14 protein-coding genes and 1 pseudogene are annotated in these 13,212 nt (G+C 75.4%); 6 read left to right on the forward strand and 9 right to left on the reverse strand.

Annotation, left to right across the window (positions count from 1 at the left end):
* The 3 genes and pseudogenes from HN013_RS04870 to HN013_RS04880 all read left to right on the forward strand — a co-directional run.
* Positions 1–370: pseudogene (locus HN013_RS04870) on the forward strand (cobalamin biosynthesis protein CobG); the annotation flags it as partial.
* 236 nt (positions 371–606) lie between these two features.
* Positions 607–1,233, forward strand: a complete 627-nt coding sequence (locus HN013_RS04875) for a precorrin-8X methylmutase (protein WP_171163781.1) — start codon at positions 607–609, stop codon at positions 1,231–1,233.
* Entirely contained in the window at positions 1,230–2,768 is a 1,539-nt protein-coding gene (locus tag HN013_RS04880) for a precorrin-2 C(20)-methyltransferase (protein ID WP_171163332.1), read from the forward strand. Before HN013_RS04875 ends, HN013_RS04880 begins: the two co-directional genes overlap by 4 nt.
* A 557-nt stretch (positions 2,769–3,325) precedes the next feature.
* Here the strand turns inward: HN013_RS04880 and HN013_RS04885 are convergent.
* The 4 genes from HN013_RS04885 to HN013_RS04900 are packed head-to-tail and all read right to left on the reverse strand — an operon-like array spanning position 3,326 to position 4,609.
* On the reverse strand, positions 3,326–3,529 hold the full coding sequence (locus tag HN013_RS04885; RefSeq protein ID WP_171163334.1) for a hypothetical protein: 204 nt from the start codon (positions 3,527–3,529) through the stop codon (positions 3,326–3,328).
* 5 nt (positions 3,530–3,534) lie between these two features.
* The gene (locus HN013_RS04890; protein ID WP_171163336.1) at positions 3,535–3,861 is read right to left on the reverse strand and encodes an MFS transporter; all 327 of its coding nucleotides are present in this window, start codon (positions 3,859–3,861) and stop codon (positions 3,535–3,537) included.
* On the reverse strand, positions 3,858–4,238 hold the full coding sequence (locus HN013_RS04895; RefSeq protein ID WP_171163338.1) for a hypothetical protein: 381 nt from the start codon (positions 4,236–4,238) through the stop codon (positions 3,858–3,860). The genes HN013_RS04890 and HN013_RS04895 overlap by 4 nt, the downstream gene beginning before the upstream one ends.
* Positions 4,238–4,609 carry an FAD-dependent monooxygenase gene (locus HN013_RS04900; protein WP_283247514.1) on the reverse strand — a complete coding sequence of 124 codons (372 nt, stop codon included), beginning with the start codon at positions 4,607–4,609 and terminating at the stop codon, positions 4,238–4,240. Before HN013_RS04900 ends, HN013_RS04895 begins: the two co-directional genes overlap by 1 nt.
* On the opposite strand from HN013_RS04900, the gene HN013_RS04905 reads away from it, so the two are divergent.
* Positions 4,557–5,390: a hypothetical protein gene (locus tag HN013_RS04905; protein WP_171163330.1), complete on the forward strand. Its 834-nt coding sequence runs from the start codon at positions 4,557–4,559 to the stop codon at positions 5,388–5,390. The two genes, HN013_RS04900 and HN013_RS04905, sit on opposite strands and share 53 nt — an antisense overlap.
* 569 nt (positions 5,391–5,959) lie before the next feature.
* Here the strand turns inward: HN013_RS04905 and HN013_RS04910 are convergent.
* The gene (locus HN013_RS04910) at positions 5,960–7,273 is read right to left on the reverse strand and encodes an NDP-hexose 2,3-dehydratase family protein (RefSeq protein WP_171163342.1); all 1,314 of its coding nucleotides are present in this window, start codon (positions 7,271–7,273) and stop codon (positions 5,960–5,962) included.
* Positions 7,274–7,649: 376 nt separating this feature from the next.
* A complete protein-coding gene (locus HN013_RS04915) occupies positions 7,650–8,408 on the reverse strand; it encodes a cobalt-precorrin-6A reductase (RefSeq protein ID WP_171163344.1) in 759 nt (252 codons plus the stop codon).
* Positions 8,409–8,470: 62 nt separating this feature from the next.
* Here HN013_RS04915 and HN013_RS04920 point away from each other — a divergent pair, with 62 nt between their 5' ends.
* On the forward strand, positions 8,471–9,637 hold the full coding sequence (locus HN013_RS04920; RefSeq protein WP_171163346.1) for a cobalt-precorrin-5B (C(1))-methyltransferase: 1,167 nt from the start codon (positions 8,471–8,473) through the stop codon (positions 9,635–9,637).
* Between the two features lie 40 nt (positions 9,638–9,677).
* Here the strand turns inward: HN013_RS04920 and HN013_RS04925 are convergent, their stop codons facing one another.
* The gene (locus HN013_RS04925) at positions 9,678–10,514 is read right to left on the reverse strand and encodes a MerR family transcriptional regulator (RefSeq protein WP_171163348.1); all 837 of its coding nucleotides are present in this window, start codon (positions 10,512–10,514) and stop codon (positions 9,678–9,680) included.
* A gap of 121 nt (positions 10,515–10,635) precedes the next feature.
* Here HN013_RS04925 and HN013_RS04930 point away from each other — a divergent pair, with 121 nt between their 5' ends.
* Entirely contained in the window at positions 10,636–10,899 is a 264-nt protein-coding gene (locus HN013_RS04930) for a dsRBD fold-containing protein (protein ID WP_171163350.1), read from the forward strand.
* Positions 10,900–10,919: 20 nt separating this feature from the next.
* Here HN013_RS04930 and cobM read toward each other — a convergent pair whose 3' ends face one another.
* Together cobM and cbiE are read right to left on the reverse strand one after the other, a co-directional pair.
* Entirely contained in the window at positions 10,920–11,693 is a 774-nt protein-coding gene (gene cobM / locus HN013_RS04935; protein WP_171163352.1) for a precorrin-4 C(11)-methyltransferase, read from the reverse strand.
* The gene (gene cbiE / locus HN013_RS04940) at positions 11,690–13,153 is read right to left on the reverse strand and encodes a precorrin-6y C5,15-methyltransferase (decarboxylating) subunit CbiE (RefSeq protein ID WP_312018498.1); all 1,464 of its coding nucleotides are present in this window, start codon (positions 13,151–13,153) and stop codon (positions 11,690–11,692) included. The genes cobM and cbiE overlap by 4 nt, the downstream gene beginning before the upstream one ends.
* Positions 13,154–13,212: the final 59 nt, after the last annotated feature.

Here is a 13,212-nt window from a genome sequence, read left to right on the forward strand (position 1 = left end):
CGCCCGGCTCGCCGCGCTGGCGGACGCCGGCCTGGTGACGTCGGCCGCCTCCCCGTGGCACGGCGCCGGCGCCTGCGCCGGACGCCCGGGCTGCGCCAAGTCGCGCGCGGACGTGCGCGCCGACGCGAGCGCCGCGCTCTCCGGCGCGCGCCCTGGTGGCACCGGCGGTCTGCCGGTCTACTGGTCCGGGTGCGAGCGGCGCTGCGGGCACCCCGGAGGGCGGTGGGTCGACGTCCTGGCGACGGGCGACGGCTACCGGGTGGCGGTGCGGGACGGGGGGCGGGAGGCGGACGGAAGCGTGCGCGCCGTCGCCGCGCCCTCCCCGGAACTGCCCGGCGCGGTGGCCGCCGCGCGCGGCGGAACGTCGTGACGGCCCGGCCCGGGGCGACGTCCGGGTGCCCCTTACAGCCGATGTATAGATGTATCGACGTGGCGACATGGACACATGACGACGCGGACCAGATGTGACGGCGGACGGCCCGGGCGGACGCCTTCCGGCACCCCGCACCCACTGACCCGTCCCGCCACTCCCCCGGCCGCCCCCGGCCGGTCCCCGAGCGCGTGAGCGCGACCAGCAAGCCCAGCGAGCGAGGCAGAGGCAGCACAGTGTTCGACTACGACAAGGACGGCGCGTCCATCTACCGCCAGTCCTTCGCCACCATCCGCGCCGAGGCGGATCTCGACGGCCTGCCGCCGGACGTGGCCCGGGTGGCGGTGCGCATGATCCACGCCTGCGGGATGACGGACCTGGTGCGCGATCTCGCGTACTCGCCGAACGTGGTGGCGCGGGCCCGCGAGGCGCTGCTGGCGGGCGCGCCGATCCTGTGCGACGCGAACATGGTCGCCAGCGGCGTCACCCGCAAGCGGCTCCCGTCCGGCAACGAGGTGCTGTGCACCCTCACCGACCCGGCCGTGCCCGAGCTGGCCGCCCGGATGGGCACCACCCGCAGCGCCGCCGCCCTGGAGCTGTGGCGCGACCGGCTCGACGGGGCCGTGGTGGCCGTGGGCAACGCGCCGACGGCGCTGTTCCGGCTGCTGGAGATGGTGGCCGAGGGGGCACCCCGTCCTGCCGCGGTGCTCGGCATACCGGTCGGGTTCATCGGCGCGGCCGAGTCCAAGGGGGCCCTGGCGGAGAGCGCCCTGGGCCTGGAGTATTTGGTGGTGCGCGGGAGGCGCGGCGGCAGCGCCATGGCCGCCGCCGCGATCAACGCGATAGCGAGCGAGGAAGAGTGAGCGAGCAGCATTCCCCGACGACCGGCCGGCTGTACGGGGTCGGGCTCGGCCCCGGCGACCCGTCGCTGATGACCCTGCGGGCGGTCGAGTGCGTCGCCGCCGCCGACGTCGTCGCGTACCACAGCGCCCGCCACGGCCGCAGCATCGCGCGCTCCATCGCCGAACGGCACCTGCGCGCCGACCACATCGAGGAGCCGCTGGTCTATCCGGTCACCACGGAGACCACCGACCACCCGGGCGGTTACCGCGGGGCGATGGAGGAGTTCTACGAGGAGGCGGCGGCCCGGCTCGCCGCGCACCTGGACGCCGGCCGCACGGTCGCCGTGCTCGCCGAGGGCGACCCGCTCTTCTACAGCTCGTACATGCACATGCACAAGCGGCTGGCCCACCGCTATCCGACCGAGGTGGTCCCCGGGGTCACCTCCGTCAGCGCCGCCGCGGCCCGCCTCGGTGAACCGCTGGTGGAGGGCGAGGAGATCCTCACGGTCCTGCCGGGCACGCTCCCCGAGGAGGAGCTCGCGGCCCGGCTGGCGGCGACCGACTCCGCCGTGGTGATGAAGCTCGGCCGCACCTTCCCCACCGTGCGGGGCGCCCTGGAGCGGTCGGGCCGGCTCGCGGAGGCGCGGTACGTCGAGCGCGCCACGATGCCCGGCGAGCGCACGGGGCGGGTGGCGGAGGTGGACCCGGAGTCCGTCCCCTACTTCTCCGTCGCCGTGCTGCCCAGCCGCGTGGCCGCCGTCGGCACCGCCCCCGCCGAGGAGGAGCGTGCCGGGACGGACGGCGGCGAGGTCGTGGTCGTCGGTCTCGGCCCGGCCGGGCCGCAGTGGCTGACACCGGAGGCGCGCGGTGAGCTCGCCGCGGCCGACGACCTCGTCGGCTACAGCACGTACGTGGACCGCGTCCCCGTCCGCCCCGGCCAGCGCCGGCACGCGTCCGACAACAAGGTGGAGTCCGAACGCGCCGAGTTCGCCCTCGACCTGGCCCGGCAGGGCCGCCGGGTGGCCGTCGTGTCCTCGGGCGACCCTGGCGTCTTCGCGATGGCCACGGCCGTCCTGGAGGTCGCCTCCGAGGGCCCGCACCTCGACATCCCGGTCCGCATCGTGCCCGGCATGACCGCCGCCCACGCGGCAGCGGCCCGCGCGGGCGCGCCGCTGGGCCACGACTACGCCGTGGTCTCCCTCTCCGACCGCCTCAAGCCGTGGGAGGTCATCGCCGGGCGACTGCGCGCCGCCGCCGCGGCCGACCTGGTGCTCGCCCTGTACAACCCGGGCTCCCGCAGCCGGGTCTGGCAGGTCGGCAAGGCCCGCGACCTCCTGCTGGAGCACCGCTCCCCCGACACCCCGGTGGTGCTGGGCCGGGACGTGGGCGGCCCGGAGGAGAGCGTCCGCGTCGCCCGGCTCGGCACGCTCGTCCCCGAGGAGGTGGACATGCGCACGATCCTGATCGTCGGCTCCACGCAGACGCGCGCGGTGCGGCGCGGTCCGGGCGGGGGCGAGGAGATCGTCTGGACGCCGCGGCGGTATCCGGAGGGGTGACGTCCCCCTGATGTCCGTCTCGTGACTCGTGGCCGGGCGCGGCGTCGAGCTGATCGTGGTGGTTGTCCGCGCTCAACGCCGCGATCTCATGGCGGTGTTCGCGGGGTCCGGCCCGTGCCGGTTCCAGTGCCGGCCGGGCCGGGCCGCCCGTGGGCTACCGGTTCGCGCCGCTCCGGCCCGGTCTCCCTCTGTGCCGGGCTTGTGTACGCGGGTGGCTGACGTGTCCCGTCGCTGCTGTTGTGGCGGCTCGCTCGGCACCGGTCAGGGGCAGGCCGGAGGCGACGTGGTCATCTCGCGCTCCAGGCGCGGGACATCGTCCAGGCCGCCGCCGGAGCGGGCCGACGACGTGATCCATGGCGTTGTCGCGCTCCAGTGCCCGGTGTTCCGGACCACGGGCGTGCCCCGTTGAGCGCTGGAAGTTGTGCTGGACCTCTCGGGCTGATCTGGCGTACACGCCTTCCAACACGCCGTGGGACCGGGCGTGCGGCGAGGACAGCCGCGGGAACCGACGCGGCTCGCCCTTCCGTGCTCCCGGTCCAAGGGCTTCGGCGTCTTCGTCACTTGCCCGTGAGGCCGGCTGCCCGCACGTTGAGCGTGAGCGCCGCTGCCGCGGTGGCGAGCGCGAGGAGCGCCAGCGACACATCCACGCCCACGGCCGCGTACGGGCCTGCCCCGGCGTCGCCCGACGCGGCCGCCGCGGCGAGGGCGGGGCCCCGCGGCGCGCACGCCGGCGTCCCGCACACCGGGACGAGCCTGCCCACGGCCGTCAGTACGGCACCCGCGGGCCGCCGACGGCCGCGGCCGCCAGCAGGCTTCCGGCCGTGAAGACCGCCAGCGCGCCCAGCAGCACCCGCCGCGGGCCGTACCGGTCGGCGATTCGGCCCGCTCCGAGCTGCAGGGGGCCGCAGCCGAGCTGGTAGGCGGCGGCGAACCAGGCCGTCTGCGCCGGGCCCGGGCCCAGGTCGTGGGAGACCAGCGGCACGGCCGCCGTGGGAGCGGCGACGGCCAGGGCGCCGCAGAGCAGGGCGAGGTGGCAGGGCAGGGCGGCGGTACGGGGCCCGTGCGCCTCCCGCGGTACGGGCCGCGCGTTCACAGGAAGTGCCCGTCGGGGCGGACGAGGCAAGGCCGCCGGTACGCCGCCGAGCGCACGGTCGTCAGTGGGTGGTCCAGCGCGGCCGCACGGGGGTCCGGGGTGCCGCACGGCGGCGTCAGGTGCACGTGACGACCGTCGCGCAGGGCCTCGAACAGGCGGTCCGGAGCACCCGGAAGGATGGTGAGCAGGGGAACGTCCGGTGCACGCTGCCCGCCGTGGATCCGCCGGGCGGGGTGCGCGGTGGCCGGGGACAGCCCGGCCAGTGCGGCGGCGAGACGACGGCGTACCGGCGGCAGCCGGGCGGCCAACAGGGCGGTGGCCCGCAGGACATGGGCCCGGTTCGACGCGGCCGCCTTGAAGTGCAGCAGGGCGCCCATCAGTGCAGGACGCGGGTGGCGGCCCGCCGCCGCTCGTCCGTGTAGGCGTCCAGCAGACCGTCGTGCCGGGGCTCCGCGACGGCCGCGGCGAGGCGCCAGCCGAGCCCCATGGCGTCGGCGATCCCGGTGTTGAGCCCCTGGCCGCCGGTGGGCGGGTGGACGTGGGCCGCGTCGCCGGCCAGGACGACGCGGTGGTGCCGGTACCGGATCGCGTGCTGCTGCTCGCAGCGGTAACGGCTGATCCACTCGACGTCCCGCAGTCCGAGGGAGCTTCCGGTGACGGCGCGGAGCAGTTCCCCGGCCCGTTCCGCGTCGACGGTGGCTTCCGCGCGGCCGCCGGGGCAGGGGCGCCTCCCGACCGGCGCCGTCAACAACTCCGTCCTGGCCTTCGGCGCGCGGCACACCGCCGCGGAACCGGAGGTCTACGCGCTCGCGCTGGCCGAGCACTTCCTCGACGCCGCCCCACCGGTGGACACCGCGGAGCCGAGCATCACGTCCTCGGACCTGACTCCCCTGGAGGCCGCCGCGCCACCGTCCGGCGTCCATTCCGATGTCCCTTCCGGCGTCCCTTCCGGCGTCCGGCACTTCACCGCGGGCCGGCCCCCGCGCGACGTCGCCCGGGTGGCCCTCTCCCGCGACGGCACGACCACCGTGCTCGGCGGCCTCCGGGACGTGGAGCTCTTCGTCACCGGCGGCGCCACCTTCACCGGCTTCGCCCGCGACGCCTTCACCACCACCCGTACCTTCACCGACCGCGTCTTCGGAGCCCGGCTCGACGTGACCTGGTGGTACGCGCGGGCGTCCGGCGCGGACCACGGGACGTGCCGGAACCGGGCCCACCGCGCGGTCGTCGAGGCATTGGCCGGGCACACCAGCCGCTCCAGCCAGCACACCTTCTGCCGGCTCGGGACCGCCGTCCTCGACGCCTGCCCGGACGTCACCGCGGTCCGGGTCGAAGGAGCCCATCTGACGCGCGCGCTCGTCGACCTCACCCCCTTCGGGACGGAGAACGACGGCCGCGTCTACACCGCCGCCGACACCCAGCGCAGCACCGTGTCGGTCGACGTGCACCGGACGGGAACACGCCTGCCGGACCACCCGATGTCCACGCAGCAGAGCGAGGGAGGATCTCCGTGCCGACGAGACACCTGAGGAAGGCCTGGAGCATCGCGGCCGCCGTCCTGCTCACCGCTGTCAGCGCCCCCGCCGCCGCCCCGGCCGCACATGGCGGGGGCGGCGGCGGCCCGCTCGTGCTCATGGCGTGTGCGGGCACCGTCACCGCCGCTTACGCACCGGGACTGACCTACGTCCCCAAACCCACCGCCATCACCTCCCGGGCCGAGGTGGGCTGCCCGGTCTCCGCCGGTCCCGGCTCACCCGGGCCACCTTTGGAGGGAAGTCCTCCGGAACGCTGTCCTGCCTCCTGGGCCCCGCGTCCGGCACCCTGACCTTCCACTGGGACAGGGGGAAGACCTCAACGGCCGCCATCCGCAGCGTCGCCGCCGTCCGCCCCAACGGGAACGTTGTCACCGTCAGCACCGGCCGCATCACGTCCGGGGTCTTCACCGGAGCCCTCTTCGTCACCGAGGTCACCCTGCTCGCTTCCGGCCTCACCGACTGCCTGACACCGAAGGGGCTCGCCTCGGCCTCGGGGCCCACCACCGTCACCATCACCCGGGCCGGGGCTGTGACCTCGCCCCGAGAGAGCCATAGGACGGACATCAAGGGATGAACCCCATGCAGGCGAGCAGGGTGCGGGCCTCCACGTTGAGGAGGCCGCCGTACTGGTTGAGTGCGGCGAGCTGGCCGCAGGTCGCCCAGCGGAAGTCCTCGTCCGTCTGCAGGGGGAAGTCGCCGTCGACGCGGACCGCCAGATAGCGGTTGCGGGCGTGGTGAAAGCGGCCGCCCTCCTCGGAATGGACGACGTCGAACAGGACGCGGCCGGGCGGTCCGGAGGCGGCGGCCAGGACCGTGTCCAGGTGGGGCGGGCGCCGGTCGGCGGGCAGGTGGGCGTAGTTGGCGGGGACGCACTGCACGGTGGGGGCGATCTCCACGGTGTCCCGGGTGCCCGCCTCGGCGCGGGCACGGACCAGGACGTGCGGCGTCCCGCCGACGTCGCGCACGAGGAAGGCGACGACGCCCCGGCCGCAGGGGGCGAGCAGCGGCTGTGACCAGGCGGTCACCTCCCGGTTGCCCGCCTGTACGTCGACGCCGATGATCCGGAAGTACCGGCCGTCCTCGTGACACACCTCGTCGTCGGTCACCCGCCAGCCGGCCGTCTCCCGCAGCGGGACGCGTCGTCGCACGGTGGGGTCCGTCGTTCTGTGGTGGGTGAGCCAGTTGAGCAGTTCGGGGAGGGTGTGCAGGGCGCGTCCGTGGAAGCGGGCGGCGGCGGGTGCGGCGCTGCCGGCCAGGTGCGAGAGCACGGTACGGGTGTCCATGTTGACGAGGTCGTCCATCGCGAGCAGCCGCCCGATCTGGTCGAGGCCGAGCCAGCAGAAGTCGTCGAGGACGGGCACGTCCTCGACGGTCCGGACGATCACGTTGCGGTTGCGTTTGGCGAGGAACCAGGCGCCCTGCTCGCTCTGCAGCGCGTCCGCGAGCGGACGGCCGCGGCCCAGGGTGGTGAAGAGGTCGAGGTACGGGACCGCGCGGCCCCGGTGGACCCGGGTGTAGTTGCTGCGGGTGGCCTGCACGGTGGGCGACAGCTGGAGGGCGTTGACGTTGCCGGGCTCCATCTTGGCCTGGAGCAGGCAGTGCGGAACCCCGCCGACGTCCCGGACGAGGATGCCGAGAAGCCCGTGTTCCGGCTGGCTGATGATGGGCTGCTGCCAGTGCTCCACGGCGCGCCGCGGGACGCGGACGTCCAGGCCGTGCACGGCGAAGAACTGTCCGCTGCGGTGGCGCAGGTCGCCCGTCGCCGGGTCCGCGCTCCAGCCGTCCAGTGCCGCCAGAGGCACGCGGGTCACCCGGTACGCGTGTGCCGCGCGGCGTTTCTCGAACCAGCGGTGGAATTCGGCGAGATCCGTGAACACCGTCGCGACACTCCCTGCACACCGGGCACCGGGGCCCGGCCCCGGAGCGCTTGCGGGACGTACTTGCGGGACGTACTCGGAACGCTTCGGGGACCAGCGTGCCGCACTCCGCCGGGAGCACAGGTGCGCAGTTGAACGCGGGCGGGGGTGGTGGGGTGGGAGGGGGCCGTCCTCGGTTCAACTGCGCTCCGGTCCACCGCACTTGAGGACCGGACCGCTTCCCCTGCCACATCGGTCAAGGCGTGCAACACCAGTTACGGCCCGCAGTCGTCCGAGCCGCACAACCGGTGGATCCGGGCGGCCGGTGGATCCAGGGGTCGGTGGATCCGAGGGCCGGTGGATCCGAGGGCCGGTGGATCCGGGGGCGGCCGCCCGCTCAGCCCACCGTCCGTCGCACCCACTCCACGGCCTCCCCCGGGCCGGCCACCGCCGGGACGCCCGCCGGGAGCGGTGGCCGCCGGACCACGACGACCGGGATCCCCGCCTCGCGCGCGGCGGTCAGCTTCGCCGCCGTGGCCTCGGCACCGCTGTCCTTGGTCACCAGGACGTCGACGCGGTGGCGGCGCAGCAGCTCGCGCTCGCCCTCGACCGTGAAGGGGCCGCGGGCCAGCAGGACCTCGGTCCTGGGCGGCATCGGGGGCGAGGGGGCGTCGACCGAGCGCACCAGGAACCACATAGTCTTCAGGTGCGCGAAGGCGGCCAGCCCCATCCTGCCCGTGGTCAGGAAGACCCGTTCCCCCAGGCCGGGCAGCGCCTCCGCGGCCTCGGCCAGGGAGCCGGCCGGATGCCAGTCGTCGCCCGGGCCGGCGACCCAGCCGGGTCGGCGGACGGCGAGCAGGGGAACATGGACCTGTGCGGCCGCCTTCGCCGCGTTGGAACTGATCGTGTCGGCGAAAGGATGCGTGGCGTCGATGAGCGCGTCGACGTGCTGCTCGCGCAGCCACCGGGCCAGGCCCTCGGGCCCCCCGAAACCGCCGATCCGCACCTGCCCGGCGGGCAGCCGCGGCGCTGCGACGCGCCCAGCGAGCGAGCTGGTGACGCGCAGACCGGGGGCGCCGGCCAGCCCGTCGGCGAGCCGCCGGGCCTCCGTCGTACCGCCCAGGATCAGGATGTGGCGCTCGGCGCTCACGCTCACCAGCCACCTTTCTGTTCGCGCGTCCGCTCCCCGTACCGGAGCGGCCACCCACCCTACGGCCGGTGGCCGGCGTGACTGACACCACGACGGCCGGTACCTCCACCGCCGTGCAGGGGGGCCGCGCCGCGCAGCTCGCCCACACCGGTCTCCGGCACGGCTGGACCACGGGGGCCTGCGCGACGGCCGCGACCACGGCCGCGTACACGGCTCTGCTCACCGGGGAGTTCCCCGATCCGGTGACGATCACCCTGCCCAAGGGGCAGACGCCCGCCTTCGCCCTCGCGGCGGAGGAGCTGGCGGACGGCCGGGCGATGGCCGCGACCGTCAAGGACGCCGGGGACGACCCGGACGTCACGCACGGCGCCCTGATCCGGTCCACCGTGCGCCTGCTGCCGCCCGGCAGCGGGGTGGTCTTCCGGGCCGGGCCCGGCGTGGGCACGGTGACCCGCCCCGGCCTGCCGCTGCCCGTCGGTGAGCCGGCGATCAATCCCGTGCCGCGCAGGCTGATGACGGAGCACGTGGCCGAGGTCGCCGCGCGGCACGGCGGCACCGGTGACGTCGAGATCGAGATCTCGGTCGACCACGGCGAGGAGATCGCCCGCTCCACCTGGAACCCCCGCCTCGGCATCCTCGGCGGCCTGTCCATCCTGGGCACGACCGGCGTCGTCGTGCCGTACTCGTGCTCGGCCTGGATCGACAGCATCCGGCGCGGCGTCGACGTGGCCCGCGCGGCGGGCCGCCGGCACGTGGCCGGCTGTACGGGCTCGACGTCCGAGAAGGTCGCGGTGGCCGTGCACGGGCTGCCCGAGGACGCCCTGCTCGACATGGGCGACTTCGCGGGCGCGGTGCTGAAGTACATCCGCCGCCACCCGGTCGACCGGCTCACCATCGCCGGCGGCTTCGCCAAGCTCTCCAAGCTGGCCGCCGGACACCTGGACCTGCACTCGTCCCGTTCCCAGGTGGACAAGGGCTTCCTCGCCGAACTGGCCCGCCGCGGCGGGGCGGACGAGGAGCTGGCCGCGGCGGTCGCCTCCGCCAACACCGGCCTCGATGCCCTCCAGCGCTGCGCCGCCCGCGGCGTCCCGCTCGGCGACCTGGTCGCGGCGACGGCACGCGACGAGGCCCTGGCCGTCCTGCGCGGGGCCCCCGTCACCGTCGACGTCCTCTGCATCGACCGGGCGGGCACGATCGTGGGCCGGGCCGAACCGCGGGGGCGCGAGCAGGCCTGACCTGGGCGGTCGCACAACCGGCCGGCCCGGTTGAGCCCGACTACCCTTCCGCCAGCGGTTCCTGAATCTCCGTCACCCACTCCGCCGGGTCGTCCGGGGACGCCAGGTAGAGCTCCCGCGCGTACCCCGCCGACCGGTGGCCGTGGGTGTCGATCCAGCGGGCGAGGGCCTGGGCGGTGGGCACCACGTCGTCCATCGGGCCGTGGTGCACGACGGTCGCGGCCGCGGGCAGGGCGGGGAGGTCGACGACGTCGAACGGATCGCCGCCCGTCGTCCCGGCGGCGGTTCCGGAGGCGACCGGGAGGGCCGCGTGGACGAGGATGCCGCCCGAGCCGTCGGGCTCGTCCTCGTAGTACGCGACGGCCGGACCCACCGGGGTCGCCCCGGCCTCGTCCAGCCGGCGGCCCAGCTCGGCGAAGAGCGGGGTGATCACCGGGCCGATCTCCTCCGGGGCGAAACCGTCCGCGACGGCGCTCAGCTCGGCCACCCGTACCGCCGGAACGCTCTTGACCACCACGTCGTGGGCAGCCATGGTTCCCTCGCTCTCCAGGCCGCGGAGTCTCGCCTCGACCTGCACCAGCCGTGCCGCCGCCGCCGCGGCCGCCGCCTCCAGCTCGACGCGGCGCAGCCGCAGCATGCCGCGCAGCTCCTCCGTGCTGACCTCTTCGTCCAGGATCGTCCGGACCTGCTGAAGGGTGAACCCGAGATCCTTGAGGGCGATGATCCGGTGGAGCCGGGCGAGCTGGCCCGCCTCGTAGAAGCGGTAGCCGGTGGTGGCGTCCACGTGGGCGGGGCGCAGCAGTCCCGTCGCGTCGTAGTGCCGCAGCATACGGACGGACACGCGGCCGTGGCGGGCGAAGTCTCCGATGATGAACATGACGCCTCCAGTGAACGGTCTGACACGGTGTGAGGGTCAAGCGCTGCGGTCCGGCGCCGTCCGGGCGCGCGTGCGGGGTAGTGGACCGCGCCGTAGCCTGGAGAGTACGGAGGTGATTCCCGTGCAGCATGTTGCCGGTTGGCATGTGGAAGTCGAGTTCGACGAGGACGAACGCCACGTCCGTTCCGCCGCCCTGCTGCGGCTGCGGGACGGCACCGAGCTCAGGGCGCGGGGCCACGCGGCCCGGCACCCGGACGACCCGGGCGAGGCCCGGGTGGGCGAGGAGCTGGCGGGCGCCCGCGCCCTCGCGGACCTCGCGGACCAGCTGGCCGCCAAGGGCGGCCACGAGGCGAGCGACCTGCGGGCGGAGGCCGCCGCCCACTGACGACGGCTCCTGCCGTCCGGTTACGCGGTGGCCCCGGACGCGCACTCGGGGTGCTCGCGGAGCCGGGCGGCCGAGTAGAGGTAGCTGTCGGGGAACTGCTCGGCCCCCAGCGTCCGGCCCACGAGGATGACGGCGGTGCGGACGACGCCCGCCGCCTTCACCTGCCCGGCGATGCCGTCGAGCGTGCCGCGCAGCACGATCTCGTCCGGCCGACTGGCCATGGCCACGACGGCGGCCGGGCAGTCCGCCCCGTAGTGCGGCAGCAGCTCCGCGACGACGCGGTCGACGTACCGGGCGGCGAGGTGGAGGACGAGGAGCGCGCCGCTGCGCCCGAGGGTGGCCAGGTCCTCGCCCGGCGGCATGGGAGTGGCCTGCTGGGCGACGCGCGTCAGGACGACGGTCTGCCCGACCGTCGGGACGGTCAGCTCGCGGCCGAGGGAGGCCGCGGCGGCGGCGAAGGCCGGGACGCCGGGGACGATCTCGTACGGGATGCCGTGCGCGTCCAGGCGGCGCATCTGTTCGGCTACGGCGCTGAAGACGGACGGGTCGCCGGAGTGCAGCCGGGCGACGTCCTGTCCGGCCTCGTGGGCGCGGACGAACTCGGCGGTGATCTCGTCGAGTTCGAGGCGGGCGGTGTCGACGAGCCGGGCGCCGGGCGGGCAGTCGGCGAGGAGTTCCCGGGGGACGAGGCTCCCCGCGTAGAGGCAGACGTCGCACCGGGCGAGCAGCCGGGCGCCGCGCACCGTGATCAGGTCGGCGGCGCCGGGTCCGGCGCCGATGAAGTACACGGTCATGGCTGGGGGACTCCTTCTGCGCTGACTGCGGGGGCTGCGGTGACGTCGGTGTCCGCGGTGCCGTCGGTGTCCGCAGGGGCCGCGACGGCCGCGGTGGCCGCGACGAGGTCGGTGGCCGCGGTGATGGGGCCGGACGCCGCCCCCGGCCCGGGACCGCGGGCGGTGTCCTCCGTGACGACGTCGGTGTTCCCGGTGATGACAGCACCGGACTCCACCCCCGGCCCGGGGCCCCGCTTGACCACCGACCACTGCGTCACCGGCATCGCCTGCCGCCACCCGGTGAAGCTCCCGACCGGCACGGCGTGCGCCACGGAGAGGCGGACCAGCTCGCCACCGTGCCGCCGGTGGCGCTCGGCGAGCAGCGCCTCGGATTCGAGGGTGACGGTGTTGGCGACGAGCCGTCCGCCCACGGGCAGCGCGGCCCAGCAGGCGTCGAGCAGACCGGGGGCGGTGAGCCCGCCGCCGATGAACACGGCGTCGGGAGCGGGCAGTCCGTCGAGCGCCCCGGGGGCGGCACCGGTGACGACGCGCAGGCCGGGGACGCCGAGCGCGGCCGCGTTGCGGACGATGCGCCCGGCGCGGACGGGGTCGCGTTCGACGGTGACGGCCCGGCAGGTGCGGTGGGCGCGCATCCACTCGATGCCGATGGAACCGGAGCCGCCGCCGATGTCCCACAGCAGTTCGCCGGGGGCGGGGGCGAGCGCGGCGAGGGTCGCGGCCCGGACATGACGCTTCGTCAACTGACCGTCGTGGTCGAAGGCTTCGTCCGGAAGCCCGGGGACGAGCGAGAGCCGGAGGGTGTCCGGGGCCGGGCGGCAGACGACGGCGATCACGTTCAGCGGGTCGCCGGCGGGGTGGTCCCAGCCTTCGGCCGTCCCGTCGCGGTGCGCCTCACGCTCCCCGCCGAGCTGCTCCAGCACGGTCATCGGGCTCGGCCCGAAGCCGCGCTCGCGCAGCAGCGCGGCGACCTCGGCGGGGGTGCCGGCGCCCGCGCTGAGCAGCAGCAGCCGGCGGCCCGGGTGCAGGGCCGCGACGAGCGCGGCGAGCGGCCGGCCGACGAGGCTGATCACCTCGGTGCCGTCCAGCGGCCAGCCCAGCCGGGCGCAGGCGTACGACACGGAGGACGGGTGCGGCAGCACCCGGAGCCGGTCGGGGCCGAGCACTTCGGCGAGGGTCCGGCCGATACCGAAGAACATGGGGTCCCCGCTGGCCAGCACGGACACACGCCGCCCCGCGTGCTCCGCCAGCAGCCCGGGCACGGCGGGCCGCAGCGGCGACGGCCACGCGACGCGCTCCCCCGGGCAGTCGTCCGGCACCAGATCCAGCTGCCGCGCCCCGCCCACGATCACCTCGGCGGCGCGCAGCGCCTCCCGGGCGACGGGTGCGAGCCCGGCCCAGCCGTCGGCGCCGATCCCCACGACGGTGACAGGGGTGCGGGGCTCGGAGGACTCGGGGGGCACGGACGGACACCTCGGGCAATCGGCGGACAGGCGGCACCGGAACTCTACTGACCTGCGAG

The sequence above is a fragment of the Streptomyces sp. I05A-00742 genome (genome assembly GCF_013055795.1).
Lineage (GTDB): Bacteria > Actinomycetota > Actinomycetes > Streptomycetales > Streptomycetaceae > Streptomyces.

Bases quoted from the DNA above. Each gene is read 5' to 3' on its own strand.
- cobM (WP_171163352.1), bottom strand. From the start codon at position 11,693: ATGACCGTGTACTTCATCGGCGCCGGACCCGGCGCCGCCGACCTGATC.
- HN013_RS04925 (WP_171163348.1), bottom strand. From the start codon at position 10,514: ATGTTCATCATCGGAGACTTCGCCCGCCACGGCCGCGTGTCCGTCCGT.
- HN013_RS04895 (WP_171163338.1), bottom strand. From the start codon at position 4,238: ATGGGCGCCCTGCTGCACTTCAAGGCGGCCGCGTCGAACCGGGCCCAT.